The sequence below is a fragment of the Knoellia locipacati genome, assembly GCF_007992835.1.
Lineage (GTDB): Bacteria > Actinomycetota > Actinomycetes > Actinomycetales > Dermatophilaceae > Knoellia > Knoellia locipacati.
This window is the reverse complement of sequence record NZ_BKBA01000001.1, coordinates 54,605-80,274: the sequence shown is the minus strand read 5'-3', so window position 1 is coordinate 80,274 and position 25,670 is coordinate 54,605. Positions and strand designations below refer to the sequence as shown.

General features: G+C 72.7%; 27 protein-coding genes. 19 read left to right on the top strand and 8 right to left on the bottom strand.

Translation table 11 applies throughout. From position 1 onward, the window contains the following. Positions 1-105 precede the first annotated feature (105 nt). The gene (locus KLO01_RS00385) at positions 106-951 is read left to right on the top strand and encodes a GNAT family N-acetyltransferase (RefSeq protein ID WP_147061577.1); all 846 of its coding nucleotides are present in this window, start codon (positions 106-108) and stop codon (positions 949-951) included. A 67-nt stretch (positions 952-1,018) separates the two neighbouring features. Here the strand turns inward: KLO01_RS00385 and KLO01_RS00380 are convergent, their stop codons facing one another. Then, positions 1,019-2,224 (bottom strand): hypothetical protein, encoded by a 1,206-nt coding sequence (locus tag KLO01_RS00380; protein WP_147061576.1) that lies wholly within the window; start codon positions 2,222-2,224, stop codon positions 1,019-1,021. A 225-nt stretch (positions 2,225-2,449) separates the two neighbouring features. Here KLO01_RS00380 and KLO01_RS00375 point away from each other — a divergent pair, with 225 nt between their 5' ends. Then, a complete protein-coding gene (locus tag KLO01_RS00375; RefSeq protein WP_147061575.1) occupies positions 2,450-3,358 on the top strand; it encodes a hypothetical protein in 909 nt (302 codons plus the stop codon). A gap of 39 nt (positions 3,359-3,397) precedes the next feature. Here the strand turns inward: KLO01_RS00375 and KLO01_RS00370 are convergent, their stop codons facing one another. After that, the gene (locus KLO01_RS00370) at positions 3,398-3,901 is read right to left on the bottom strand and encodes a hypothetical protein (RefSeq protein WP_147061574.1); all 504 of its coding nucleotides are present in this window, start codon (positions 3,899-3,901) and stop codon (positions 3,398-3,400) included. A 268-nt stretch (positions 3,902-4,169) separates the two neighbouring features. Here KLO01_RS00370 and KLO01_RS00365 point away from each other — a divergent pair, with 268 nt between their 5' ends. The 3 genes from KLO01_RS00365 (at position 4,170) to KLO01_RS00355 (ending at position 5,463) form a co-directional block, all read left to right on the top strand. Next, on the top strand, positions 4,170-4,448 hold the full coding sequence (locus tag KLO01_RS00365) for an antitoxin (protein ID WP_147061573.1): 279 nt from the start codon (positions 4,170-4,172) through the stop codon (positions 4,446-4,448). 90 nt (positions 4,449-4,538) lie between these two features. Next, complete coding sequence (locus KLO01_RS00360) at positions 4,539-4,940, top strand: DoxX family protein (protein WP_147061572.1); 402 nt, start codon at positions 4,539-4,541, stop codon at positions 4,938-4,940. A gap of 58 nt (positions 4,941-4,998) precedes the next feature. Next, entirely contained in the window at positions 4,999-5,463 is a 465-nt protein-coding gene (locus KLO01_RS00355; RefSeq protein WP_147061571.1) for an SRPBCC family protein, read from the top strand. An 18-nt stretch (positions 5,464-5,481) separates the two neighbouring features. On the opposite strand, the gene KLO01_RS17535 is transcribed toward KLO01_RS00355, so the two are convergent. Next, the gene (locus tag KLO01_RS17535) at positions 5,482-6,012 is read right to left on the bottom strand and encodes an MGMT family protein (protein ID WP_147061570.1); all 531 of its coding nucleotides are present in this window, start codon (positions 6,010-6,012) and stop codon (positions 5,482-5,484) included. Between the two features lie 23 nt (positions 6,013-6,035). Between KLO01_RS17535 and KLO01_RS00345 the strand changes: the two genes are divergently transcribed. The 7 genes from KLO01_RS00345 to KLO01_RS00315 all read left to right on the top strand — a co-directional run bounded on the left by KLO01_RS00345 (position 6,036) and on the right by KLO01_RS00315 (position 13,544). Further along, positions 6,036-7,295, top strand: a complete 1,260-nt coding sequence (locus KLO01_RS00345; RefSeq protein WP_147061569.1) for an MFS transporter — start codon at positions 6,036-6,038, stop codon at positions 7,293-7,295. A 133-nt stretch (positions 7,296-7,428) separates the two neighbouring features. Beyond that, positions 7,429-7,848: a CBS domain-containing protein gene (locus tag KLO01_RS00340; RefSeq protein ID WP_147061568.1), complete on the top strand. Its 420-nt coding sequence runs from the start codon at positions 7,429-7,431 to the stop codon at positions 7,846-7,848. A gap of 145 nt (positions 7,849-7,993) precedes the next feature. Further along, entirely contained in the window at positions 7,994-9,802 is a 1,809-nt protein-coding gene (locus KLO01_RS00335; RefSeq protein ID WP_186827863.1) for a proline--tRNA ligase, read from the top strand. Further along, the gene (locus tag KLO01_RS00330) at positions 9,799-10,560 is read left to right on the top strand and encodes an HAD family hydrolase (protein ID WP_147061564.1); all 762 of its coding nucleotides are present in this window, start codon (positions 9,799-9,801) and stop codon (positions 10,558-10,560) included. Before KLO01_RS00335 ends, KLO01_RS00330 begins: the two co-directional genes overlap by 4 nt. A gap of 7 nt (positions 10,561-10,567) precedes the next feature. Further along, a complete protein-coding gene (locus tag KLO01_RS00325) occupies positions 10,568-11,359 on the top strand; it encodes a TSUP family transporter (RefSeq protein WP_147061562.1) in 792 nt (263 codons plus the stop codon). Further along, positions 11,349-12,020 (top strand): nucleoside/nucleotide kinase family protein, encoded by a 672-nt coding sequence (locus KLO01_RS00320; protein WP_147061561.1) that lies wholly within the window; start codon positions 11,349-11,351, stop codon positions 12,018-12,020. Before KLO01_RS00325 ends, KLO01_RS00320 begins: the two co-directional genes overlap by 11 nt. Positions 12,021-12,110: 90 nt before the next feature. Beyond that, complete coding sequence (locus KLO01_RS00315; RefSeq protein ID WP_147061559.1) at positions 12,111-13,544, top strand: ferredoxin reductase family protein; 1,434 nt, start codon at positions 12,111-12,113, stop codon at positions 13,542-13,544. Between the two features lie 117 nt (positions 13,545-13,661). Here KLO01_RS00315 and KLO01_RS17530 read toward each other — a convergent pair whose 3' ends face one another. Next, positions 13,662-13,910, bottom strand: a complete 249-nt coding sequence (locus KLO01_RS17530; RefSeq protein WP_307725649.1) for a hypothetical protein — start codon at positions 13,908-13,910, stop codon at positions 13,662-13,664. A gap of 4 nt (positions 13,911-13,914) precedes the next feature. Here KLO01_RS17530 and KLO01_RS17525 point away from each other — a divergent pair, with 4 nt between their 5' ends. The 3 genes from KLO01_RS17525 to KLO01_RS00300 are packed head-to-tail and all read left to right on the top strand — an operon-like array spanning position 13,915 to position 15,821. Then, complete coding sequence (locus KLO01_RS17525; protein ID WP_307725648.1) at positions 13,915-14,181, top strand: FMN-binding protein; 267 nt, start codon at positions 13,915-13,917, stop codon at positions 14,179-14,181. After that, complete coding sequence (locus tag KLO01_RS00305) at positions 14,178-14,954, top strand: FAD:protein FMN transferase (RefSeq protein WP_147061556.1); 777 nt, start codon at positions 14,178-14,180, stop codon at positions 14,952-14,954. The genes KLO01_RS17525 and KLO01_RS00305 overlap by 4 nt, the downstream gene beginning before the upstream one ends. A 27-nt stretch (positions 14,955-14,981) precedes the next feature. After that, positions 14,982-15,821, top strand: a complete 840-nt coding sequence (locus KLO01_RS00300) for a PhzF family phenazine biosynthesis protein (RefSeq protein WP_147061554.1) — start codon at positions 14,982-14,984, stop codon at positions 15,819-15,821. On the opposite strand, the gene KLO01_RS00295 is transcribed toward KLO01_RS00300, so the two are convergent. Beyond that, on the bottom strand, positions 15,818-17,809 hold the full coding sequence (locus KLO01_RS00295) for a thioredoxin domain-containing protein (RefSeq protein ID WP_147061553.1): 1,992 nt from the start codon (positions 17,807-17,809) through the stop codon (positions 15,818-15,820). The two genes, KLO01_RS00300 and KLO01_RS00295, sit on opposite strands and share 4 nt — an antisense overlap. 84 nt (positions 17,810-17,893) lie before the next feature. Continuing rightward, positions 17,894-19,255, bottom strand: coding sequence for a cation:dicarboxylate symporter family transporter (locus tag KLO01_RS00290; RefSeq protein WP_147061551.1), 1,362 nt, complete (start codon positions 19,253-19,255; stop codon positions 17,894-17,896). A gap of 158 nt (positions 19,256-19,413) precedes the next feature. On the opposite strand from KLO01_RS00290, the gene KLO01_RS00285 reads away from it, so the two are divergent. Together KLO01_RS00285 and KLO01_RS00280 are read left to right on the top strand one after the other, a co-directional pair. Further along, positions 19,414-21,036 carry a sensor histidine kinase gene (locus KLO01_RS00285; protein ID WP_246135975.1) on the top strand — a complete coding sequence of 541 codons (1,623 nt, stop codon included), beginning with the start codon at positions 19,414-19,416 and terminating at the stop codon, positions 21,034-21,036. After that, positions 21,029-21,709, top strand: a complete 681-nt coding sequence (locus KLO01_RS00280; RefSeq protein WP_147061548.1) for a response regulator — start codon at positions 21,029-21,031, stop codon at positions 21,707-21,709. The genes KLO01_RS00285 and KLO01_RS00280 overlap by 8 nt, the downstream gene beginning before the upstream one ends. Before the next feature lie 39 nt (positions 21,710-21,748). Here KLO01_RS00280 and KLO01_RS00275 read toward each other — a convergent pair whose 3' ends face one another. Both KLO01_RS00275 and KLO01_RS00270 read right to left on the bottom strand, forming a co-directional pair. Then, entirely contained in the window at positions 21,749-22,681 is a 933-nt protein-coding gene (locus KLO01_RS00275) for an aminoglycoside phosphotransferase family protein (RefSeq protein WP_147061547.1), read from the bottom strand. Beyond that, complete coding sequence (locus KLO01_RS00270; RefSeq protein WP_147061545.1) at positions 22,678-23,739, bottom strand: hypothetical protein; 1,062 nt, start codon at positions 23,737-23,739, stop codon at positions 22,678-22,680. Before KLO01_RS00270 ends, KLO01_RS00275 begins: the two co-directional genes overlap by 4 nt. 102 nt (positions 23,740-23,841) lie before the next feature. On the opposite strand from KLO01_RS00270, the gene rimP reads away from it, so the two are divergent. Further along, complete coding sequence (gene rimP / locus KLO01_RS00265) at positions 23,842-24,411, top strand: ribosome maturation factor RimP (protein ID WP_147061543.1); 570 nt, start codon at positions 23,842-23,844, stop codon at positions 24,409-24,411. A 2-nt stretch (positions 24,412-24,413) separates the two neighbouring features. Continuing rightward, a complete protein-coding gene (nusA, locus tag KLO01_RS00260; protein WP_147061542.1) occupies positions 24,414-25,667 on the top strand; it encodes a transcription termination factor NusA in 1,254 nt (417 codons plus the stop codon). Positions 25,668-25,670: the final 3 nt, after the last annotated feature.

The following is a 25,670-nucleotide window of genomic DNA, read 5'->3' as shown; positions in this document are numbered from 1 at the left end:
GGGGCCCGCCGGCGGGTCGCCCGGGTGGGCGGACGGCATACCGGATCGTCGTGAATTGGTGCACGACGGCAGGTGAACCGCGGGTTCGCCGCCTAGGCTGGGCGGGTGCTCCGCACCCGTAGCCCGGTGAGGTCACTCACCCGCACCGACGTCGACGACGCCCTCGAGCTCTGCTCGCGCAATGTCGCGGCGCACGTCTTCGTGGCCGCGCGCATCCTCGAGACCCTCCCGCTGGGTTCGGTCTCGTCGGCGATGGGCGTGCGTGAGGACGGACGCCTCACGTCGATGTGCTGGGCGAGCGCCAACGTCGTTCCGGTCGAGTCCACGGCCGAGACCAGGGCCCTGTATGCCGAGCGCATGCGTCGGTGGCGCGGTCGCGTCGCGTCGTTGCTCGGTCCGCGCGAGGAGGTCGTCGACCTCTGGGACGACCTCGAGCCGCACTGGGGGCAACCGCGGGCGATCCGCGCGCACCAGCCGCTGCTGTCCACGTCGACGCCACCGTCGGCGCTGGGGATCGAGCTCGACCCGCGCGTGCGTCCGGCGCGGGCCAGCGAGGTCGACATCGTCCTGCCCGCGGCCGCCCACATGTTCACGGCGGAGATCGGCTACGCGCCGTACTCCGGGTCGGCGCGCAGCTATCGCGGGTCGCTGGCCTCACTCATCGCGCGCGGTCACACGTATGTCGTCGTCGAGGACGACGAGGTGATCTTCAAGACCGACATCGGGTCGCTGGCGCTGGGCTGCGCGCAGCTGCAGGGGGTGTGGCTCGCGCCGCACCTGCGCGGGCAGGGGCTTGCCGTCCCGATGCTCGCGTCGGTCATGGAGCAGGTCATGGCCGGGCCGGCGCCGATGGTCTCGCTCTACGTCAACGACTTCAACGCCGCGGCGCTCGCGACCTACCGGGCGCTGGGCTTCGCTGCCGTCGGCGACTTCACCACCGTCCTCCTCTGAGCCCCGGAGTGGGTGCTTCCCGGTGCTCGGTGGGTGACCGGGGGCCGGCGGTTCGTGATGGGTGGGGTCAGCGGCAGCGGGTGACCGTCGTCGGAGGTCCGTTGCGTGGGTCGGGGGTGACGGTGCTCGTCACCGGCGTCGCGCACGTCGGGCTCGGCTGTGGGTCGCTCGTGCGGGTCCGCGTCGGGGTCGTGGCCGGCGCGGGCGACGTCGTGGTGGGGGTGGGCTCCACGGGGTGCAGCTGGTCCTCGGGGTCGGGCGTGGGTGGCGGCTCGGCGCTGCGGTGCAGCTCCTCGAGCGACAGCCGGCGCCAGTCTCCTTCAGCGCCGCGCAGCAGCAGGCCGGTGTTCGACGACGCGGCCGCGACGACCTGGCCGTCGGGACCGTCGAGGACGGCGAGGTCGACGACCCCCAGCGGCGGCTCCGACCCGCACGTGTCGTCACCGACGTCCTCACGTACGGCCTTGAGCTGGCGCCGGTCGACCGCGAACTCGGTCCTCCACGTGGCGCCACCGTCGGTGCTGGACTCCACCGCCGCCGTCAGGTCGGGTGAACGCCGCCAGCACCTTTGGGGTGAGGCCGTGGAGCAGGTCGAGGTCGCCGTCACTCCGGAGTCGCGCGCCAGCCGGTCGCGGTCGAGGTTGGCGAGGGACTGGATACGACCCGTCCCGTCGATCGTCACCGCCGACCAGTCGGAGGTGACGATCCGGCGTTCGGTGCCCGTGCCGCCGGTGAACGCCCCTTCGTAGACGGTGACCTCGCGCAGCCCGTCGGCGGGGGAGCACGAGGTCGCGGTCGTGGCGAAGACGGCACAGGGCAGCACGAGCGTGCCGAGGGCGAGCGTGGTCCGGCGCCGGGCGGAGGGGGTGGGGCGCGCGGCCCAGCCGGCAGTCCGCCAGGCGAGCCACAGTGCAGGCAGGGCCACGAGGTCCGTCGGGTCGTGGCGCACGAGGGAGGGCATGACGAGGGACCACGCGCTGGACGCGAGGGCGCTACCGACAGCCAGCCCCTTGGCCGCAGCGAACAGGACGCCGGTGGTGCCGATCGCCCAGGCCCGGCTGCGGGGGACGCCCAGAGCGGCCAGCAGCACGGCGACCAGGGGTGGAGCCAGCACGAGCCCGGCGACGTCGCTGAGCTTGCCGGTGACCACGCCGGGCCACTGGTCCTTGAGGACGCGGTCGTTGACGAGGAGCACGACCAGCGCGGCCAGCGTCGGGGGTGCGCCGAGCCAGCGCACCGACGTCGCCAGCTCACCCCTGCGTTCACCCTCCATGCCGAGCCATGATCGACGCTCCGCCCGCCCGCCCGCGCAGGATCCGCCGAACTGCCGCATCACGATCCAGACACGCCCCACCCGCCGCCCGGTCCTCACAACCGGGGGAGATGTGCCGCGTTCGTGAGGACCTCGTCATCCACAGCCGCGGCACTGGGCCTGAGGCATCCACAGGAAGCCCAACTGCCCCCGGCCCGTCGCGCCGTGTCGTCCGACGATCGGGTGATGGACAAGCAGGAGAGACGCCGGATTGCCGTGGGACTCGCGGCGGAGCACGGCGGAGTCGTGCATCGTCGTGACCTGCGCGCGGCGGGCGTGGATCGCAACGACGTGCGGACGGAGTGCTGCAGCGGGCGCTGGCGTTCATGGGGACTGCACACCGTCGCGGTGCTCGAGGTCTCGAGGGAGCCGGTCGCGGACCTGTGGCGCGCCGTGTGGGAGTCGGGCCCGGGGGCGGTGCTCGATGGTGCGACGGCCCTCGTGGTGCACGGCATGGTGGGGTTCGCACCGTCCACGATCGACGTCAGCCTCCCGAGGTCGGCCACGGCGCGCTCGGTCGACGGCGTGACCCTCCACCAGCGCCGACTTCTCGAGCGGTGCATCACGGCTGGCGTGCCGCGGGTGGTCCCCGAGTGGGCCACGATCCATGCCGCCCAGTGGGCGGTGAGCGACCGGCAGGCTGCCCTGCTCGTCTGCCTGCCCGTGCAGCAGCGTCTGGTGCGGCCACTGCGTCTCCTCGACACGTGGCGGAGTGTGACTCGCTCACCCCGCCGTGATCTGCTCGGCCAGGTGATCCCCGACGTCTGCGACGGGGCCCACTCGCTCGGCGAGCTCGACTTCACTGCCCTGTGCCGCCGCTACGGCGTGCCGCCGCCCCTGCGACAGAGTGTGCGGACGGGGCCCTCGGGGCGGGTCTACCTCGACGCCGAGTGGGAGGGGTTGGTCGTCGAGATCGACGGTGGCCACCACCTGCTCGGGCTCAATCCGACCGATGACGCGCTCCGGGCCAACGAGGTGGCCCTGGGGTCGACCCGGGTTCTGCGCATCCCGCTGCTCGGGCTGAGGCTGGAGCCTGGGCGCTTCATGGTGCAGGTCGCCCGCGGCCTCGGTCTCCCGGTCCTCACAAGTGCGTGACATGTCCCTCGTTTGTGAGGACCGGGAGCGTGGGGAGGGTCAGCAGCCGCCGCAGTTGTAGTAGAGGACGTCCCAGTGGTTGCCCTCCTTGGCATAGATGTTGCCCGCCCCCGAGCGGTAGAGCGTCGCACCGTCACTGCGCACACCGGCATACGCGAAGGTGTTCGTCACGTAGTTGTTGATGCACGTGGCGAGGGCGATGTCGACCTTGTAGCCGTTCCAGTGGCTGTAGGTGCCCGACGCATGGCCCGTCTCGGTGCCACCGGTGAGGTTGATCGCGCAGCCGCTCGACCGCTTGAGGGTGACGACACCGCTGATCGTGGCCGAGTTCACCTGGTCGAACGACGTGCACGTCGACACGTTGCGGTTGCTGCAGCCACCGCTGGAGGACCAGGTGATGCCGGCGGCGGAGAGCTGGGCGGTGGCCTGCGCGTGTGTGAGCTTGGTGTCGGCCGAGGCCGTGGGTGCGGTGGTGAGGACGGCGGCGAACGAGACGGCGGCAACGGCAGCCGCGCGGGCGCCTCGGGTGGCGAGCAGAGTCATCGGGGTTCCTCCTGCGTCGTGGGTCGTGGGTCGTGGGTCGTGGGTCGTGGGTTGTGGTGCCGAGCCGGTTCGGCTGGCACTTCGACGCTAGGAGGGCCCGGGCAAGGGCACGGTCAGCACCACCTCAGGAGTTGGTCAAGGACCATTGGGTCACTCGTGGGGCCCTTCAGGCCGCACGCACGACGCAGACTGGGGCGGACCCGGCGGGAACCCCGTGCACGTCCCGCGAGTTCCCCCGGCAGACCATCCCCAACTTCAGGAGGACCCCATGGCTCGTGGTGTCATCAAGCTCGCCGCGCTCGCCGGCCTGGCCAAGCAGGCCCGTGACTACGCCCGCAAGAACCCCGACTCCGTCTCGTCGGCCATCGGCAAGGTCGAGTCGACGGTGAGCAAGAGGGTCGGCCCCAAGTACGCCGGTCACGTCGGCAAGGGCGGCAACGCCCTGCGCTCCGGGCTCGGCATCGCCCCGTCGCGGCCCGCGCCCGCAACCGCCCCGCTGCGCGGCGACGACCGGGTCACGCCATCCCCGGCTCCGCCCACCGTCTGACCCACCGCCTGACCCCACTCGCTCGACCGTGTGCCAGACCGCGCCCCCGCCGCCCGTGCAGCGGGGGCGCGGTTTGTCACGATGGGCCGTATGCCGCTGACGACCCCTCCGCTCGACAAGGCCACCATCGGACTCGCGACCCTGTTCCTCACCTCGGGCACGACCCACCTGGTGCGGCCGCAGACCTTCGAGGGGATCGTGCCGCACGTGCTGCCCCGCAAGCGTGAGCTCGTCTACGTCAGCGGCGTCGCCGAGATCGTCTGCGCCCTCGGGCTGCTCCACCCGCGCACCCGCAAGGCCGCGGGCCTGGCCAGCGCCGCGCTGCTCGTCGGCGTCTTCCCGGCCAACGTCCAGATGACCGCCGACCACGCCAGGCGCGCGCAGCGCCGCGGCGACACCGGCTCGAAGGCGTTCTTCGCCGGCACCGTGGCACGCCTGCCGCTGCAGCTCCCGCTCATCAGGACCGCGCTGCGCGCCGCCGGGCGGCTCTGACCCAGCCGGGCTCCGCGAACGACCTCGGCCGCGACCGCCTCGGTCCTACGCTGGCGACATGGCCGCCTTCGAGTTCACCCGCAGCACCAGCATCGCCGCGCCGCCCGCAGTGGTCCACGCCCTCATCGACGACTTCCACCGGTGGGAGGCATGGTCGCCCTGGGAGGACGTCGACCCGGGGATGCGACGCGCCCACTCGGGGTCCGACCACGGGGTCGGCGCGCGCTACGAGTGGCAGGGCAACCGCAAGGCCGGGCAGGGGTCGATGGAGATCACCCGGTCCACCCCGGACCGGATCGGGATCGACCTGCGCTTCCTCAAGCCCTTCAAGGCCGACAACGAGATCGAGTTCGCGCTCACACCGGTCGGCGAGGGCACGAACGTCGACTGGACGATGCGCGGCACCACGACCGGTCTCACCGCCCTGTTCACGCGGTTCATGCCCACCGAGAAGCTCGTCGGCCAGGACTTCGACAAGGGACTGGCCCGGCTCAAGCGGGTCGCGGAGGCCGGCACCGCCTGACGCGCGCCCGTCAGCGCCTCACTGCCTCCACCCGAGACCGGCCCCGACGAGCGCCGAGTCGAGCATCCCCAGCGCCTTCGGCCCCATCCCGTGCAGGGCGAGGACGTCCGCCCGACGCCACTCGCTCAGCTCCTCGAGGGTCGTCACGCCCGCGGCGGCGAGCGCAGCAGCCGCCGGGTTGCTCGTGTGCGGGATCGCGGTGCCCATGCGGTCGAGCGTCTCCGCGATGCGGACCCGGTATGCCGTGGCCAGGGCCTCGAGGTCGGCGCGGTAGTCCGCGATGCGGCAGCCCAGACCGTTGCGCTTGACGAGGATCCCCTCGTCGGCCCAGTGAGGTCGCGCCTTGTCGAGGAGGTCGCGGGGGAGGTCGCCGGCGGCGTTGGTCACCCGCCACCACGGGAGCCCTTCGCTGTGGTGGGCCATGAACGACCCCACCTGCCGGGGGCCGATGCCCACGATCGCGCCGAGGTCGCCGTAGCTCACGACCCGCCCCCGTGGCACGAGCTCGACGAGGGTCAGCACCCGCTCGATCGTCAGCTCGCTCGCCATGGCGGCCAGCCTAGGCTGAGGCCGTGACGAGCACCGTGGCCCCGACCCTGTGGCGCGACGCGGACTTCCTGCGCTACTGGGGGTCGCGCGCGGTGACGATGGTCGGTTCGTCGGTCACCGCCGTCGCGCTGCCGGTCCTCATCTACCAGGTCACCGGCTCGCCCGCGCTCACGTCGTCCCTCATGGCGACGAGCACCCTCTCGATGGCGTTCTTCGGTCTCGTCGGCGGCGTCCTCGGCGACCGGTTCGACCGCCGGCGCATCATGATCGTGGCCGACCTCGTGAGCGCCGTGGCGATCGCGAGCCTCGTGCTGGCGCACCTCATGGGGGTGCTGACCATCCCGCACGTGTATGCCGCAGCCTTCGCCTCCGCGTCGGCCGCGGTGCTCTTCGACGGGTCCAGTGCCGGGGCCCTGCCGACGCTCGTGGGCAGGTCCAGGCTGCCCGACGCCAACGCGCGGATCTGGGGCACGCAGGGTGTCCTCGACGTCGCGATGCCCGCCGCCGCGGGGCTCGCGCTCGTCATCTGGTCGCCGGCGACCCTGCTCGTCGTCGACGTCCTGTCGTTCCTCGGCAGCGTCCTGCTCGTGCGCGCGATCCGCACGGCCCTCAACGCGGCCCGCGACCGCACGCGGCGGGTCACCGCAGGCGACCTGTGGGGAGACCTCGTCGAGGGGCTGACGTTTCTGCGGCGCCACCCCACCCTGTGGCCGCTCGCGATGGTCGCCGTCTTCGGGGCTGGGTCGGCCGCCGCCCTCCTCGGGCTCGTCGTGCCGTGGGCCGACCGGGTCCTCGGCGTCGGCACGAGCGGGTGGCGCTTCGGCCTGCTCTTCGGCAGCTGGGCGGCCGGTGCCTTCCTCGCCTCCTTCCTCATGCCGCGGCTCAGCCGCCGTCACGGGGCGATCCGTCTTGCCCAGGTCCTCTTCCCGGTGATGACGATGCTGCTGCTCGCGCTGAGCCGGCTGGACGACTACGGGCCCGCGCTCGCGGTCTACCTCGGCTACGCGACCCTGCACGTGCTCGTCATCTCGGCCACCGTCACCTACCGGATGCAGGTCATCCCCGAGCGGCTCCTCTCCCGCGTGAGCACGGCCTCGCGGACGATCTCGTGGGGTGGTGGTGCGACGCTCGGCGTCCTCGTCTCCGGGCAGGTCGCGTCGCGGTGGGGAGTGTCGACCGCGCTCGTCGTCGTCGCCCTCGCCAACGGCTGCGCGGCCCTGCTCACGTGGGTCCCGGCACTGCCCCGGGCGGCGCCGTCCGCGCGCCACGTCGACGCCGACTGACCGGCCCGCGCCGGGTCTTGTGCCCCGGTGGTGGCGGGAGGAGAGTGGCAACGACGACGTGCCGGACCGGCCTTCGTCGCCCAAGGCCGTCCCCGCGCCGCCCCGGAAGAGTCCCACCACCGAGGAGGTCCCCATGACGACGGCCCGAGACATCATGCACGCGGGGACGCAGTGCATCGCAGAGGACCAGACGCTCGACGAGGCGGCCCGCATGATGCGGGACCTCGGAGTCGGCTCCCTGCCCATCTGCGGCAACGACCAGAAGCTGCACGGCATCATCACCGACCGCGACATCGTCATCAAGTGCGTCGCCGAGGGCATGGACCCGGGCATGTGCACCGCGGCCGAGCTCGCCCAGGGCAAGGTCACGTGGGTCGACGCCGACACCGACATGACGACGATCATCGAGACGATGGGGCGCGAGCAGATCAAGCGCATCCCCGTCATCCACGACCACCGGCTCGTCGGGATGATCAGCGAGGCCGACCTCGCCCGCCACCTCGACGACCGGCAGCTGAGCCGGTTCGTCGAAGGAGTCTTCGCCCGGCCCTGAACCCCCGTCCACCACCACGGCGAGACCTTGCCCGCGCCCGATCCGCGGGTCGCCTTGGCGAGGTCCGCCGGAATGGGAGTGAACGGCATACGGGGTCGTCGTTATCCTTGGCGGGTTCCCCCCACCAAGACTCTGGAGACCTCCTGTGGCCATGCGCATGTCCTCGCTGTTCCTGCGAACCCTGCGCGAGGACCCGGCCGACGCCGAGCTGCCCGGTCACCGGCTCCTCGTGCGCGCCGGCTACATCCGTCGTGCCGCACCCGGCATCTACACGTGGCTGCCCCTCGGCCTCAAGGTCCTGCGCCGCGTCGAGACGATCGTGCGCGAGGAGATGGACGCCATCGGCGCCCAGGAGCTGACCTTCCCGGCGCTGCTGCCCCGTGAGCCCTACGAGGCGACGAACCGCTGGACCGAGTACGGCGACAACATCTTCCGGCTCAAGGACCGCAAGGGTGTCGACTACCTGCTCGGGCCGACGCACGAGGAGATGTTCACCCTCGCGGTCAAGGACCTCTACAGCTCCTACAAGGACCTGCCGCTGTCCATCTACCAGATCCAGAACAAGTACCGCGACGAGGCGCGTCCGCGTGCCGGTCTCCTGCGCGGGCGCGAGTTCGTCATGAAGGACTCGTACTCGTTCGACGTGAGCGACGAGGGGCTGCAGGCGTCCTACGACGCGCACCGCGCGGCCTACATCAGGATCTTCGACCGGCTCGGGTTCGAGTACGTCATCGTCGCCGCGATGTCCGGTGCGATGGGCGGCTCGGCGAGCGAGGAGTTCCTCGCCGTGAGCGCGATCGGCGAGGACACCTTCGTCCGCAACGACAGCGGTTCGTATGCCGCGAACGTCGAGGCCGTCGTGGTCGCCCAGGCCGCCGCCGTCGACGCGTCGGGCACGCCCGCCGCGCACGTCGAGGACACCCCCGACACCCCGACGATCGAGACGCTCGTCGCCGCGCTCAACGCGAACCACGCCCGCGAGGACGGTCGCGAGTGGACGGCCGCCGACACCCTCAAGAACGTCATCGTCATGCTCGTCCACCCGGACGGCACGCGTGAGCCGCTCGCCATCGGCGTGCCCGGCGACCGGGAGGTCGACGCCAAGCGGCTCGAGGCGCAGGTGAGCCCGGCCGAGGTCGAGGCCTTCGACGAGAAGGACTTCGCCGCCAACCCGACGCTGGCCAAGGGCTACATCGGCCCCGGCGTGCTCGGCGAGGAGCGCTCGTCCGGCATCCGCTACCTCCTCGACCCCTCGATCGCCGAGGGTTCCGCCTGGGTCACCGGGGCCGACGAGCACGGCAAGCACGTCCTCGACCTCGTGCACGGCCGTGACTTCACCGCCGACGGCACGATCCAGGCCGCCGAGGTGCGCGACGGCGACCCGAGCCCCGACGGCGACGGTGTCCTGCACACCGCCCGCGGCATCGAGATGGGCCACATCTTCCAGCTCGGCCGCAAGTTCGCCGAGGCGCTCGACCTCAAGGTGCTCGACGAGAACGGCAAGCTCGTCACGGTGACGATGGGCTCCTACGGCATCGGTGTCTCGCGCGCCGTCGCCGCCATCGCCGAGGGCAACCTCGACGAGTCCGGCCTGTGCTGGCCGCGCAACGTCACGCCCGCCGACGTCCACGTCGTCGCCACGGGCAAGAACCGCGACCGCGACGGCTCGGTCTTCGACAAGGCCGACGAGCTCACCGCCGCCTTGGAGGCGCAGGGGCTCGAGGTCCTCTACGACGACCGCGAGAAGGTCAGCCCCGGCGTGAAGTTCAAGGACTCCGAGCTCATCGGCGTGCCCACGATCGTCGTCGTCGGCAAGTCGCTTGAGAACGGCGTCGTCGAGATCAAGGACCGTCGCACCGGCGAGCGTCGCGAGGTGGCCGTCGACGAGGTCGTCGACGAGGTGCTGCGCGAGGTGCGCGGCGACGCGTCCGGCGCCACGAAGGCCGGCGCATGAGTGGGTCCCGCCCCCTCGAGGCCGTGATCTTCGACTGGGGCGGGACGCTCACGCCCTGGCACGACGTCGACCTGCCGCAGCAGTGGCGGGTCTACGCCCGTGAGGTCCACGGCATCCCCGTCGACGCTGCCGACATGCCCGCGGAGGACCTCGCCGAGGCCGACTCGCTCGCCCTGCGCATCCTCGAGGCCGAGGACCGCGCGTGGCGGCGGGGCCGCACCGACCACTCGAGCGCCACGCTCGAGGACATCCTCGACGACGCCGGCATCGACCCGACGCACGACCGGCACCACCTTGCGCTCGCGGCCTACCGCGGGTTCTGGGAGCCGCACACGCACACGGACGCCCAGGTGCGCCCGGTGTGGGAGGGCCTGCGCGAGAGGGGAATTCGCGTCGGTGTGCTCTCCAACACCATCTGGTCGCGCGACTACCACCGCGAGGTGTTCAAGCGCGACGGTGTCCTCGACCTGCTCGACGCCGACATCTACTCGTCCGAGATCCACGTCGTGAAGCCGCACGCCGACGCCTTCCGGGCGGCGTGCGACGCGGTGGGTGTCGAGCCCGAGGCGGCGGCCTACGTCGGCGACCGTCCCTTCGAGGACGTGCACGGTCCGCAGCAGGTCGGCATGCGCGCGATCTGGATCCCGCACTCGGACATCCCGGTCGACCAGCAGGTCGCCGTCGAGGTCACGCCCGACGCCGTCGCCCACGAGCTCCTCGACATCCTCGACATCGTCGACTCCTGGTCGGAGGCCTGACGGCCGCATGACCGAGACGCTCGGCGACGTCGGCCTGACCACGCTCGCGCTCATGGCCCTCGCCGGGTTCGTCGCCGGCTGGATCGACGCGGTCGTCGGCGGGGGAGGGCTCATCCAGATCCCCGCGCTGCTGCTGGGCTTCCCCGGCGCGAGCCCGGCACAGGTGCTCGCCACCAACAAGATCGGCTCCATCGCGGGGACCGTCGCCAGTGCCACGACCTACTGGCGGCGCGTGAGACCGGACCTGCGCACCGCCCTGCCGATGGCGGCCGTCGCCTATGTCGGCGCGATCGGCGGTGCGCTCATCGGCCTGCACATCCCCAAGTCGGCGTTCAACCCGATCATCCTCGTCATGCTCGTGGCCGTCGGCGCCTACACGCTGTTCAAGCCCTCGCTCGGCACGAGCACGGCGCTGCGGTGGGACGGCACCCGTCACACCGTGGTCGCGATGGTCGTCGGCTTCGTCATCGGCATCTACGACGGCGCGCTCGGCCCCGGCACCGGTTCGTTCATGGTGTTCGCGCTCGTCGGGCTCATGGGCTACGCGTTCCTCGAGGCCAGCGCCAAGGCCAAGATCGCCAACTTCGCCACCAACCTCGGCGCCCTCACCGTCTTCGCGCCCGGCGGGCACGTCATGTGGAAGGTCGGTGCGGTCATGGCCGTCGCCAACCTCCTCGGCGGCTACGTCGGTGCACGCACGGCGGTCTCCCGTGGCAGCGGTTTCGTGCGTATCGTCTTCGTCGTCGTCGTCGCGGCGTTCACGGTCCGGATCGGAGGGCAGGTGCTCGGTGTCTGGTGAGCCCCCGGAGGTCGAGGACCTCCTCCCGCGCCTGGTCGACCTCGTCGCCCGCGTCGCCCCCCGTCGCGCCGTGCTCGGCATCGCCGGGCCACCGGGATCCGGCAAGACCACGCTGGTGACGCGGCTGCTCGCGGCCGTGACGTCATACGACGGCCTGTCCGGGCGGGTCGCGCACGTGCCCATGGACGGCTTCCACCGCACCAATGCCGAGCTCGAGTCCCTCGAGCGCCGCGACCGCAAGGGCGCTCCCGACACCTTCGACACGACCGCGTATGCCGGTGTGCTGGCGGCCGTGCGCGCCGAGCCTCGCGTGGTCGTCACCGCGCCGAGCTTCGACCACGGGGTGGGGGAGCCGGTGCCGGACTCGCTCGTCGTCCCCCTGTCCGCGGACCTCGTCGTGAGCGAGGGCAACTACCTCCTGCTCGACGACGCCGACTGGACCGCGGTGCCGCCACTGCTCGACGAGGTGTGGTGGTGCGCGCTCGACGGCGACGTCCGGGTCGAGCGGCTCGTGGCGCGCCACGTCGAGACCGGACGGGAGCTCGGCGACGCCACGGAGTGGGTGCTGCGCTCCGACGAGGCCAACGCCCGCACCGTCGACGGCGGAGCGGACCGCGCCGACGTCGTGCTGCTCGACGGTGTCGTGGTCCGAGCCGGCTGACCGAGCCTCTCGCACCGGGACGCCGCGACTCACGGCGGGATCTGGGGGCCTCCACAGCAACCGCACAGCGTCCGGCGGGACCGTCGATGCATGACGACGATCAGCCCCGCCGCGACGTGGGCCCAGCCCGGCCCTCCCGCACCCCTGACGGCCACGACCCGCCGCAGGCCCGCCACGGTGCCGCTCTGGTGGCGTGACGCCTCCGGGGTCGCCCTGTGGGCGCTGCTCGTGGCCGTGACCTGCCTGTGGGTGCTCCACGGCGGGGTGCACGACCTCGGCGGCCTCGGCGACGGGCTCACCTCGGTCGGGCGGCTCACCGGGCTGCTCGCCTCTGCGCTCCTCCTCGTGCAGGTGCTGCTCATGGCGCGGGTCCCGTGGTTCGAGCAGGCCTGGGGGCAGGACGAGCTGGCGCGCACGCACCGGCTCGTCGGCTTCACGTCGTTCAACCTCATGATCGGGCACATCGTGCTCATCGTGCTGGGCTACGCCGCCTCGTCCGACCTCGGGCTCTGGGGCACCACGTGGGACCTCGTCGTCAACTACCCGGGCATGCTGCTCGCCGTCGCAGGCACCGGCGCGCTCGTCATGGTCGTCGTCACCTCGGTGAAGAAGGCGCGCGCCCGGCTCCGCTACGAGTCCTGGCACCTCATCCACCTCTACGGCTACCTCGGCGCCGGTCTGGCCCTGCCGCACCAGCTCTGGACCGGTCGGGACTTCACGGCGTCGCCCGTCTCCACGTGGCTCTGGTGGAGCCTGTATGCCGTCGCCGCCGGTGCCGTCCTCGTCTTCCGTGTGGGCGTCCCGGTCGTGCGGTCGCTGCGTGCGCCGCTGCGGGTGTCGGAGGTCCGGCACGACGCGGCCGACGTGACGACAGTGACGGTCACGGGTCCCGGCGTCGAGCGGCTGGCGGCGCACGGCGGCCAGTTCTTCCAGTGGCGCTTCCTCGACGGCCCCGGCTGGACGCGGGCGCACCCGTACTCGCTCTCGGCGGCGCCCGACGGTCGCTCGCTGCGCTTCACCGCCGCCCACGTGGGTGACGGGACCGAGCGCCTGGCGTCCCTGCGCGCCGGGACGAGAGTCCTCGTCGAAGGCCCCTACGGGCGGCTCCACCAGGGAGTGCGCACCCGCCGCAAGGTCCTGCTCATGGGCTCGGGCATCGGGATCACGCCCATGCGCGCGCTGCTCGAGGACCTCGACCACGAGCCCGGCGACGTCACCGTCATCCACCGGGTGCGCGACACCGGGTCGGCCGTCCTCGCCGACGAGATCGCTGCCCTCGCCGACGAGCGGGGCGGGCGCTACCTCCTCGTCGCCGGCCCGCGGGTCCCCGGGCGCGACACCTGGCTGCCGGTGGCAGCCGAGCACCTGTCGGACGCCGACGCGCTGCGCCACCTCGTCCCCGACGTCGCCGACCACGACGTCTTCCTCTGCGGCAGCCCCGGCTGGATGGAGGCGGCCCGGGCCGCGGCCATCTCCGCGGGCGTGCCCGAGGAGCACGTCCACCTCGAGCGCTTCAGCTACTGAACCGCCGCGCCACCACCACCCACGACCACCCTCACGAGAACCTCCGGAGACGACCATGCGCCGCATCACCATGTGGATCGCGAGCACGGCGACGATGCTCGTCCTGCTCTTCAGCTATCACACGTCCACCTCGTCGGGCACGACGACGAGCATCAGCTCACCCGTCAACGGCGGCGCCGTCGCCGCTGCCGGCGGGACGAGCTCGGGATCGACGGGCAGCTCGGACTCGTCGGGCTCGTCGGACTCGTCGAGCTCGTCGGGCTCGTCGGGCACCGACTCGGGGTCCTCGTCCGGCAGCTCCGGGTCGTCGAGCAGCACCGGCTCGTCGAGCGGCTCGGGCTCGTCGAGCAGCGGATCCTCGTCCAAGACGGTGACCGGTGACGCGGTGTCGACCCGCTACGGCGACGTCCAGGTGCAGATCACCGTCGCCGGGGGGAAGGTCACCGCCGCCACCGTCACCGAGGTCCCGTGGAGCGACCACAAGGACCAGGAGATCAACTCCCGCGCGGTGCCGATCCTCAACGACGAGGCGGTGTCGGCGCAGAGCTCGAGCATCGACATGGTCTCGGGTGCGACCTTCACCTCCGAGGGCTACATCCAGTCGCTCCAGTCGGCGCTCGACCAGGCGGGGCTGTGAGCACCCTCGAGATCCCGGTCCGGACGTCACCGGCGGCTGCGACCCGTCGGGCATTCGTCCACCACGTGATGGGGACGGCGGTGAGCATCCACGTCCGGGCCACGGACCCGCACCGGCCCGACATCGAAGCGGCGAGCGATCGGGTGCTCGCCCACCTGCGCCGGGTCGACCGGGTCCTCAGCACGTGGCGTGCGGACAGTGACCTGCTCCGCCTCCAGCACGGCGAGCTCGACGCCGACGACGCCCACCCGTGGGTCGCCGAGGTCACCGACCTCTGCCTCGAGGCCGAGGACCGCACCGACGGGCTCTTCCGCGCCTGGCGCTCGACGGCCGGCGGCCGCTCGACGTTCGACCCGACCGGTCTCGTCAAGGGCTGGGCGGTGTCGGCGGCATCGGCCCACCTCGAGACGGTCCCGGGGATCTCGTTCAGCATCGGGGCCGGTGGCGACGTCGTCGTCGGCACGGGCCGGGGCTGGCACGACGACCCGCCGGTGTGGCGCATCGGGATCGAGGACCCACGCGACCGCCGCGAGGTCGCCGAGGTCGTCACGCTCACCCGCGGAGCCGTCGCGACCTCGGGTGCCGCCGCCCGGGGTGCCCACATCGTCGACCCGCGCACCGGGCGCGGCATCGACCGCCCCGGGTCCGCGACCGTGGTGGGACCGGACCTGCTCTGGGCAGACGTCTGGGCAACCGCGGCCTTCGTCGACCCCGCGCGGGCGGGACGGCTGCTGGAAGCCCGCGACCCGGCATACCGGCTCCTCGCGCTCTGACCCGCGGCGGTGTGCTGGGATGGTCCGGTGCTGCCCTTCCGCCAGGTCGACGTCTTCTCCTCCGAGCCGTGGCTCGGCAACCCGCTCGCCGTCGTCCACGACGCCGACGGGCTGAGCGACGCGCAGATGGCGGCGTTCGCGCGGTGGACCAACCTGTCGGAGACGACGTTCCTCTGCGCGCCGACCGACCCTCGTGCCGACTACCGCGTGCGGATCTGGACGACCGGCGGTGAGCTGCCCTTCGCGGGGCACCCGACGATCGGCAGCGCCCACGCCTGGCTCGAGGCCGGGGGCGAGCCCCGCGGCGACGCCGTCGTGCAGGAGTGCGGCGCCGGGCTCGTCGACGTGCGGCGTTCTCCCCGGCTGGGATTCGCCGCACCGCCGCTGCGTCGCACGGGTGCGGTGGACGCAGACCTCCGTGCGCGCATCGTCCGCGGGCTCGGCCTCTCGGACTCGGGCGTGGAGAACATGGCCTGGGTCGACAACGGACCCGGCTGGGTCGGTGTCGACCTCGGCTCGGCGCAGTCGGTCGTCGAGGTCGTGCCGGACCTCGCGTCGTTCACCGACCTCAAGGTGTGCGTCATCGGTCGCTGGGACGAGGTCACCGCGACGGACGTCGGGGCCGACGTCGAGGTGCGCGCCTTCTTCGCCGACGGCAACGAGTTCGCCGAGGACCCCGTCACCGGCAGCGCGAACGCCGGTCTGGCGCAGTGGCTCATCGGCACCGGGGCCCTGCCCGACAGCTATGTCGCGCGCCAGGGCTCGGTCATCGGTCGCGACGGTCGCGTCCACGTCGAGGCGGTCGACGGCCAGGTCTGGGTCTCGGGCGACGCGGTGACCCGGATCGACGGAACCGTCGACCTCTAGGCCCGGAGCAGGGCCGCCCGCAGCGCGTCGGCGTCGGACACCGGTGTGTCACAGACGAACCCACGACACACGTATGCCGTCGGCCCACCCCCCACGACCGGCCTCCCCTCGAGCAGGGGCTGGCCGGGGGAGTCGGGGGCCCCGGAGGCGAGGACGAGACCGGGGGAGGTGCTCGCCCGCACGAGCGCCAGCATCTCGGCGGCCACCGGCCCGTCACCGACGACGGCGACCTGGAGCGGCCCGGCCAGGGCGGCCTCGGCGACCGCCAGCGTCCAGCCGGCGAAGCGGGGGTCCCGGGCGGCGAGGGAGCCCACGCTCGACAGGGCCGCCTCGGCGGCCTCACGGTGACGTGCCGAACCCGTGAGGGCGGCATACGTGAGCCACGCCCCGGCGAGCGAGGAGACCCCCGACGGCTCGGCGTTGTCTGCCTGGCTGCGCGGCCGGGCGAAGAGCCGTTCGGCGTCGTCGGCGGTGTCGTGGACGGCGCCGTCGTCGTCGCGGAAGTGGGCCAGCGCGGTGTCGAGGACCTCCCCGGCGGCCGACAGCCAGCGAGCGTCACCCGTGGCCTGGTGGAGGGCGAGCAGCCCCTCGGCGAGGTTGCCGTGGTCGTCGGCCACACCGGCGGCGTCACCCACCGTCCCGTCGCGCGAGGCCCGTCGCAGACGTCCGTCGACGACGTGCGTCGCCACGACGAACTCGGCGCAGCGGACGGCGGCCTCGACGAGGTCGGGTCGGTCGAGCAGGACGCCCGCGTCGGCGAGGCCGGCGATGGCGAGGCCGTTCCACGAGGTGACGACCTTGTCGTCCCGGGCGGGCTGGGGGCGCTCGCCGCGGGCGGTGAGCAGGCGAGACCGGACGTCGGCCCACCACTGCGCGTCCTCGGGGTCGGTGCGCAGCTGGAGGGTCGAGGCGCCGTGCTCGAACGTGCCTTCGGGAGTGACCGAGAGCAGCGTGGCGGCGGTGCGACCGTCGTCCTCGCCGAGCACCTCCACGAGCTGGTCGGGGGTCCAGGCGTAGGTCGCGCCCTCGACCCCGACGCCGTCGACGAGCGTGTCCGCGTCGAGTGCCGAGGCGAACCCGCCCTGCTCCGTGCCGAGGTCCCGCACGATGAAGTCGGCCGTCCCACAGGCGATCCGGCGCCACAGCGGCTCCGACGTGGCGCGCCACAGGTGGGTGTAGACGCGCAGGAGCTGGGCGTTGTCGTAGAGCATCTTCTCGAAGTGCGGGACGACCCAGTCCGCGTCCACGGCATACCGGGCGAAGCCGCCGGCGAGCTGGTCGTGGATGCCGCCGCGGGCCATCGCCTCGCAGGTGCCGCGGGCCATCGCGAGGGCGTCGGCGTCACCGGTCCGGGCGTGGTGGCGCAGGAGGAACTCGAGGACCATCGACGGCGGGAACTTGGGGGCGCCCCCGAAGCCGCCGCGGGCGTCGTCGTGGTGCCGGCACAGCAGTCCCACCGCCGTTGCCGTCGCCTCGTCGGTGACGGCCAGGGGAGCGCCGACCGCCGTCATCTCGCGGAGCTGGGCAGCGATGTGGGCACCCGACGCGAGGACGTCCTCCCGCTGCTCGGACCACACCCGTGCGACGTTGGCGAGCAACGAGAGGAACTGCTCGCGCGGGAAGTAGGTGCCGGCGAAGAACGGGTCGCCCTCGGGCGTGAGGACGCACGTCATGGGCCAGCCCCCGTGCCCGGTGAGCGCGGTCGTGGCGTTCATGTAGACGGCGTCGACGTCGGGACGCTCCTCCCGGTCCACCTTCACCGCGACGAAGCCCGCGTTGAGGACCTCGGCGACCCGCTCGTCCTCGAACGACTCGTGGGCCATGACGTGGCACCAGTGGCACGCGGCGTACCCGACGGACAGCAGGACCGGGACGTCGCGCCGGCGGGCCTCCTCGAAGGCCTCGACACCCCACTCCTGCCAGTGGACAGGGTTGTCGGCGTGCTGGAGGAGGTAGGGGGAGGTGGACGCGGCGAGCCGGTTGACCATGGCACCCACCCTGTCACGAGCCACAGCACAGCCGGGGCCGGCGTCAGGTGCTGACGCCGGCCCCGGCCGGTGGTGCGGAGTCGGTCAGTGACCGACGGTCTGCGACTGCGGGTCGCCGACGAGGTCGGGCTCGTCGTCGTGGTCGTCGAGCATCGACGACTCGTCGAAGGGGTCCTCGCCGGCGAGCACCCGGTCGAGCTTGGGCCGGTCGAGCTCGCCGACCCAGTGGCCGATGAGGACGGTCGCGATCGAGTTGCCCGCGAAGTTCGTCAGGGCGCGTGCCTCGCTCATCATGCGGTCGATGCCGACGATGAAGCCGACGCCGTCGACGAGGTCGGGACGGTGCGACTGCAGGCCTCCGGCGAGCGTGGCCAGGCCGGCGCCCGTGACACCGGCAGCACCCTTCGACGCGATGATCATGAAGACGAGCAGCGAGAGCTGCTGGCTGATCGAGAAGGGCTTGTCGAGGGCCTCGGCGATGAACAGCGAGGCCATGGTCAGGTAGATCGCGGTCCCGTCGAGGTTGAACGAGTAGCCCGTCGGCACGGTGATGCCCACGACCGGACGCGAGACGCCGGCGTGCTCCATCTTGGCGATGAGGCGGGGCAGGGCCGACTCGGAGGACGACGTCGACAGGATGAGCAGGAACTCGCGCGACAGGTACTTGAGCAGCGAGAAGACGTTGACGCCGGTGACGGCCTTGAGGATCGAGCCGAGGACGACGAAGACGAAGAGGAAGCACGTCACGTAGAAGGCGACCATGATGAGCGCGAGGGACTTGAGCGCCTCCCAGCCGGTGGCGCCCACGACGGCAGCCATGGCTCCGAACGCACCGATGGGTGCGGCATACATGATCATCGCCATGAGACGGAAGACGAGCCGCTCGAGGTGACGGATGCCGCCGAGGATCGGCTCGCCGGCACGGCCCATCTTCTGCAGCGCGAAGCCGACGAGGAGCGCGACGAGCAGGGCCTGGAGCACGGATCCGGCGGTGAGCGCCGAGACGAGGGTGTCCGGGATGAGCGAGAGGATGAAGTCGACGGTCGAGGTGTGCTCCTCGCCGACCGCCTTCTGGCCGCTCGAGGCGAGCTCATCGGTGAGGTTGAGGCCCGCTCCGGGCTTGACGATGTTGCCGACGAGGAGGCCGATGGCCAGCGCCACGGTCGACATCGTGAGGAAGTAGCCGAGCGCGAGCCCGCCGACCTTGCCGACCTGGGCGGCCTTGCGGACCGAGCCGATGCCCAGCACGATCGTGCAGAAGATGATCGGGCTGATCATCATCTTGATGAGGTTGACGAAGGCGGTGCCGAGCCACTTGAGCTTGACGCCGAACTCCGGCGCGATGATGCCCACGGCGATGCCGAGGACCATGGCGATGATGACGGCGATGTAGAGCCAGTGGGTGCGGTCCCGGCGTACGGGCCGATCGACGACGGTGTCGGTCACGGGAGTCTCCAGAGGTTGCGGCCCGGTGGTCCCGGGTCTGGGCGACCCCGATTCTGGACCCATCCGGTGGCTAGGGTCACGATTGTGTTCATTGAGTTCTCCGCCCGTGCTGGCGCCGTGCCCCGCCGGTGCACCGCGCAGGTATGCCGGGTGGCCCCGTGAGCGCGCGACGGTCACCGACGCGGTGGAGCGTCGCGACGCAGACCTTCGTGCTCCAGGTCGGGGTGGCCCTCCTCGTGGTCTCCGTCGGGCTCGTCGCGGCCTACGTCCAGGCCCGGCGCGCCCAGACCCAGGAGGCCACGAGCCGGGCGATGTCGGTGGCGCGCACGGTCGCCTCGACCCCGTCGGTCATCGACGCCTTGGTCTCCGCGACCCCGAACGCCGCGGTCCAGGACTATGCGGAGGACGTGCGGCGCAGTACCGGGACCGACTTCGTCGTCGTCATGACGCCGCAGGGGGTTCGCTACTCGCACCCCGACCCGGCGCAGGTCGGCCAGACGTTCCTCGGGCACATCCGGGCCGCCGTCCGCGGGGGAGTGGTCGTCGAGGACTACACGGGCACCCTCGGGCCCTCGCGCCGCGTCGTCGTGCCGGTGCGGGCGGACGCGGGTGACGTCGTCGGGCTCGTCTCCGTGGGGATCCGACGCACCGCGCTGTCGAGGGCGGTCAGTGAACAGCTCCCGGGCCTGCTCGTCGCGGGGGCAGCGGCCGCGCTCCTCTCCGGTCTCGGCACCGGGCTGGTGTCCCGCCGCACCCGACGCCAGACGCTGGGCCTGGGTGAGGAGCAGCTGCGCGAGATGTACGAGTACTACGACGCCGTCCTCCACGCCGTCACTGAGGGACTCCTGCTCGTCGACCAGGACGGTCGCCTCCAGCTCGCCAACGACGAGGCGGTCCGGCTCCTCGGCCTGCCCGAGGGGTCGAGCGGTCGGCCCCTGCACGAGCTCGGCCTCAGCGCCGGGCTCACCGCAGCCCTCTCCGACGGTGAGCGGCGCGAGGACGAGCTGCACGTCACCGAGGCACGGGTCCTCGTCCTCGGCACCGCCCCCGCGATGTGGGAGGGCCGCCGTCTCGGGACCGTGGCGACCCTGCGCGACCGCACCGACCTCGAGCACCTCACCGGCGAGCTCGACTCGGCCCGCGGTGTCACCGAGGCGCTGCGCTCGCAGGCCCACGAGTCGGCCAACCGGATCCACACGATCGTCTCGCTCATCGAGCTCGGCCACGTCGACCGCGCCCTCGAGTTCGCCACGGACGAGCTGGCGGTCACGCAGCAGCTCACCGACGACGTCGTGGCCGCCGATGCGGAGCCGGCGCTCGCGGCCCTGCTCGTCGGCAAGAGCGCCCAGGCCAGCGAGCAGGGCATCGACCTGCGGATCGCACCTGGAGCCCAGTGGCCGACCGGTGCCGTCCCGGTGCGGGACGTCGTCACCATCGTCGGCAACCTCATCGACAACGCCTTCGACGCCGTGACCACCGGTGGGCCCGGCACCGAGCGGCGGGTCGACGTGGACGCCCGGGTCGACGAGGGCGGCGGGGCCCTCGTGCTCGAGGTCGCCGACTCGGGACCCGGGCTGCCCGAGGACACCGTGGACTCGGTCTTCCGTCGGGGCTTCAGCACCAAGGGCGAGGGGCGGGCGGGTCGTCGCGGCATCGGGCTCGCGCTCGTGGCCCAGACGATCGACCGGCTCGGCGGCTCGCTCGAGGTCACGGGACCGCCCGGGGCCCGCTTCGTCGTCAGCCTCCCGCTGGCGGTTCGGTCGGGGACCAGCGATGGCTGAGCCGCTGCGGGTCCTCGTCGTCGAGGACGAGCCGGTCGCCGCCGAGGCGCACGCCACCTATGTGGGGAGGGTGCCGGGGTTCGTCGTCGCGGCCGTCGCGACGACCGGTCAGGAGGCGCTCAGGGCGTTGCAGGCCGATGCCATCGACGTCGTGCTGCTCGACATGAACCTCCCCGACCGGCACGGGCTCGACGTCGTCCGGGCCATGCGGGCCGCCGGTCACGGGGCCGACGTCATCGCGGTGAGCTCGGCCCGCGACCTCGACATCATGCGGTCGGCCGTCTCGCTCGGTGTCGTCCAGTACGTCCTCAAGCCCTTCGCCTTCGCCACGCTGCGTGACCGGCTGAGGGCCTACCTCGACTACCGCGAGACGCACCGCGCGACGGCGGAGGTCGGCAGCCAGGCCGAGGTCGACGCCGTGTTCGCGGCCGCGCGTCCGGCCCGCGCCGCCAACCTGCCCAAGGGCATGTCCGAGGAGCTCATGGGGCGCGTCGTGGCGGCACTGCGTGCCTCACAGGCGATGTCGGCCAGCGAGCTCGCCGCCGAGCTCGGCGTCAGCCGGGTCACCGCCCGGCGCTTCCTCGAGCACCTGCACGAGAGCGGTGTGGCCACCCGCCGGTCGCGCTACGCCGGGGCCGGGCGTCCCGAGGTCGAGTACGGCTGGCGCAGCTGACCGAGCGACCGACCCACGCCGGACGCCCGAGGGCGGGGCTCAGTCCTCGAGCGCCTTGAGGAGGGTGAGGTTCTTGGACAGCTCCGCGTCGTCGCCGTCGACCGCGGCCCAGAGGATCTCGACGCCGCAGCGCACCATGCACCACAGCCGACCGAGCTCCTCGTCGAGACCGGCGGCGTCGCACGTCACCTCGAGACGTCGGCGGACCGACCAGCGCAGTGACGAACCTGTACCCATCTCCTCGATCCTGTTGCGCAGCAACGGGTGCAGCTCGTAGGCCGCGGGTCCGGCGAGCGGCTTGGGGTCGATCGCCAGCCACGGCGCGCGCTCGGCGGCGAGGACGTTCTGGAAGTGCAGGTCGGTGTGGAGGAGCACCCGGGGGCCGGGCTCGGCGAGCAGCTCGCGCGCCAGTCCGGTCACCCGGGTGATGACCCGTCGGGGCAGGTCCGTGCGCTGCCTCAGCTGGGTGAGGTACGGATCGAGGTATGCCGTGAGCGTCCGGATCGTCGGTGGCGCCGGCACGTGGAGCTCGCGGTAGAGACCGCCCACCACGGTGCACGCCTCGTCGATGTCGACCGCGTCGAGGTCGTGGCCCGCGTCGAGCCGCTCGAGGAGCAGGGCGCCGCGGGACGGGTCGGCCGCGACGAGGCGCACGGCGCCGTGCCCGTCCCACGCGCGCAGGGCCAGGTGCTCCTGCGCCGACTCGACGTGGGGCCAGCCGACCTTGAGGACGAGCGGTACTCCGGTCCCGTCACGGCGCACGACCGGGTGCACGACGGCGGTCCAGCCGGTCATCGGCGGGCCGGTGACCTCGAGGTCCCACGCGTCGAGGCACTCGCGGGTGAGCCGGTCGACCGTGGCGACCCAGTCGGCACCGGTGGGCCCGCCCTCGGCCGGGAGCCGGCTCATCCAGGTGAGCCACTCCGAGGGTGCACGCGGGTCGAGCGGGTCCGGCCCCGGCGCCTCGGTCACGCGAGTCCCGGGAAGGCCGTGAGCCGGGTGCCGTGCCGGTGCGCCGCGGCCGCCACGGTCCCGACCCAGCCGGGCGCGGCCGCGAGTGCAGCCTCGGGGTCGGCGTCGGTGAGGGTGCGCAGCGAGCCGCCGGTCGCGGCGAGCAGCGTCGACATCGCCTCGGTCGCGAGGGTCGCGGCCTCGGCCGGCGTGGTCACGGGGCGCGGCAGGGTCTGGGCCAGGTCGGGCAGGGGCGCGGCGTCGCCGGCCGCGGTGACGAGGTCGGCGGTGAGCGCCTGGAGGGCGGTGATGTCGCGCAGCCACGCGGTCCGGATCGCCCTGGGGGACCGGGCCGCCGCCACCTCGAGGAGGAACGTCGCGCGCCGGACGGCCGTGATGAGGGGGGCGAGCGCCGAGGGGGAGGACCACGCCGTCGCCACGGACGCAGACGCAGAGGGTGACGGGGTCGGCGGAGCGGTCGGCGACGGCGTCGGTGTCGCTGCCCCACCGGCGCCCCCGGAGAGCAGGACCGCGGCCTCGGCCTGGCCGAGCAGGGCGACGAGCACGGGGCGCAGCTCGGGCTCGGCGTCCTGCAGGCCGGTGCTCGCGGCGAGCACCGCCGACTCCACCTCGGTGACCGTGCGCCGGGGGAGCGCCGCCCCTGCCGACGCGCTCGGTGCGGATGTGCCACCGGGGGTCGCGGTCGCGGGTGTGCCCGCCGGTGCGGCGGACGCCGTCGGTGACGGCGTGGCGGTCGGCAGGGCGGACTCCGGGACGCCGCGCTGGCGCAGTGCGTCGTGGAGCACCGTCGCCTGACGGGCGTGCAGGGGAGGCAGGAGCGGGGCGAGCCGGTCGGTCGTCACGAAGGACGCGACGGAGGCAGCCTGCACCGCGCCGAGCAGGCGCACGAGGGCGTCCTCGGCCGCGATCGGTTCGCGGGTCGGGACGAGGGGCACGCGGGGCGCATCGTCCTCGAGCCGGATGCCGCACCCGGCGAGGGCCACCACGACCGCACCCAGGGCCCCCACGGTGACGAGGCGCCGGGTCGGAGCCGCGGCCGACGGTGTCACCTCACGCATGCGGGCATCCTCGCACGCGTGGAGGGCACCCACCGCTCACGGCTAGAGTGGGCGACGCCGCAGCAGCAGGACGCGGTCCGAGAACTACAGAGAGGGAGACCGATGACCCGGGACACCGCAGTGCACGAGCTGCTCGCCAGCGCGTTGGAGGGCTCAGGAGTCGTCCTCGAGGAAGTCGTCGTCACCCCCGCGGGTCGGCGCCGCGTCGTGCGCGTCGTCGTCGACCGCGCGCTCGAGACCGACGGGGACGTCACCGAGACGGTCGACTCCCTCTCCCTCGACGAGATCGCCGGCACCACCCGCGCCGTGAGCGAGGTGCTCGACGACTCCGACGTGCTGGGCGAGCAGCCCTACACCCTCGAGGTCACCTCACCCGGGGTCTCGCGCCCGCTCACCACTGCGCGCCACTTCCAGCGCAACGTCGGTCGGCTCGTCACGCTCGACGTGCGCGACGGCGCCCCCGTCACCGGCCGGATCATCCGGGCCGGTGCCGACGACCTCACCCTCGCGATCCCGGCGCTCAAGAAGACGCCCGGTCGCGACGAGACCTTCCCGTATGCCGTCCTCGACCGTGCCGAGGTGCAGGTCGAGTTCGCGCGCAAGGACGAGACCCCCTCGGCTGCCGCCGGCCACCACGACGACGCCGACGCGTCGGGCGACAAGGAGAACTGACCATGGACATCGACCTCGCCGTCCTCAGGGGTGTCGAGCGCGAGCGCGACATCTCGCTCGACGTGCTCATCCCCGCCATCGAGCAGGCCCTCCTGCTGGCCTACCAGCGGACCGACGGCGCCTACCGCAGCGCACGCGCCGAGCTCGACCGCAAGACCGGTCACGTGACGATCTGGGCCCGCGAGGAGTTCGAGGTTCCGGTCGAGGACGAGCCCACCACGGGCCCCACCGACGCCCCCGCCCCAGCGTCTGCGGATTCGGCTGCTCTAGCGACCGAAAGCGCAGACGCAGAGGGTGAGGGCGCCCCCGACGCCGCCCCCGACGGCGACTCCAACGCAGCGTCTGCGGATTCGGCTGCTCTAGCCACCGGAAGCGCAGACGCAAGCAGCGAGGAGCCGGCCCGCCCGCGCACCCGCCGCGAGTACGGCCCCGAGTTCGACGACACCCCCGGCGACTTCGGCCGGGTCGCCGCCGCGACCGCGCGCCAGGTCATCGTCCAGCGCCTCCGCGACATCGAGGACGACGCGATCATGGGCGACTTCAAGGGCCGCGAGGGCGACATCGTCGCCGGCATCATCCAGCAGAGCCCGGACCCGCGGCACGTCACGGTCGACTTCGGCACCGTCGAGGGGATCCTGCCGCTGGCCGAGCAGGTGCCGGGCGAGAAGTACGTCCACGGCCAGCGCCTGCGGACCTACGTCGTGAGCGTCAAGCGCGGCATGCGCGGCCCCCAGATCGGGCTCTCGCGCACGCACCCCAACCTCGTGCGCAAGCTCTTCGCCCTCGAGGTCCCCGAGATCGCCGACGGCAGCGTCGAGATCGCCGCCCTGGCCCGCGAGGCCGGGCACCGCACCAAGATCGCCGTCCACACCAAGGTGGCCGGGCTCAACGCCAAGGGCGCGTGCATCGGCCCGATGGGGGCGCGCGTGCGCGCCGTCATGGCCGAGCTGCACGGCGAGAAGATCGACATCGTCGACTTCAGCGAGGACCCGGCGACGTTCATCGCCGCCGCCCTCAGCCCGTCGCGCGTGCAGTCGGTCGAGATCGTGGACCGCACGCTGCGGGCCGCCCGGGTCGTCGTCCCCGACTACCAGCTCTCGCTCGCCATCGGCCGGGAGGGGCAGAACGCCCGCCTCGCCGCCAAGCTCACCGGCTGGCGCATCGACATCCGGTCCGACAACCCGGGCTCCACGCCGCCGCGCGAGGGGTCCGCAGCGGCTTCCGAGGCGTCCGGTGACGCGCCGGACCCCCGCTAGGCG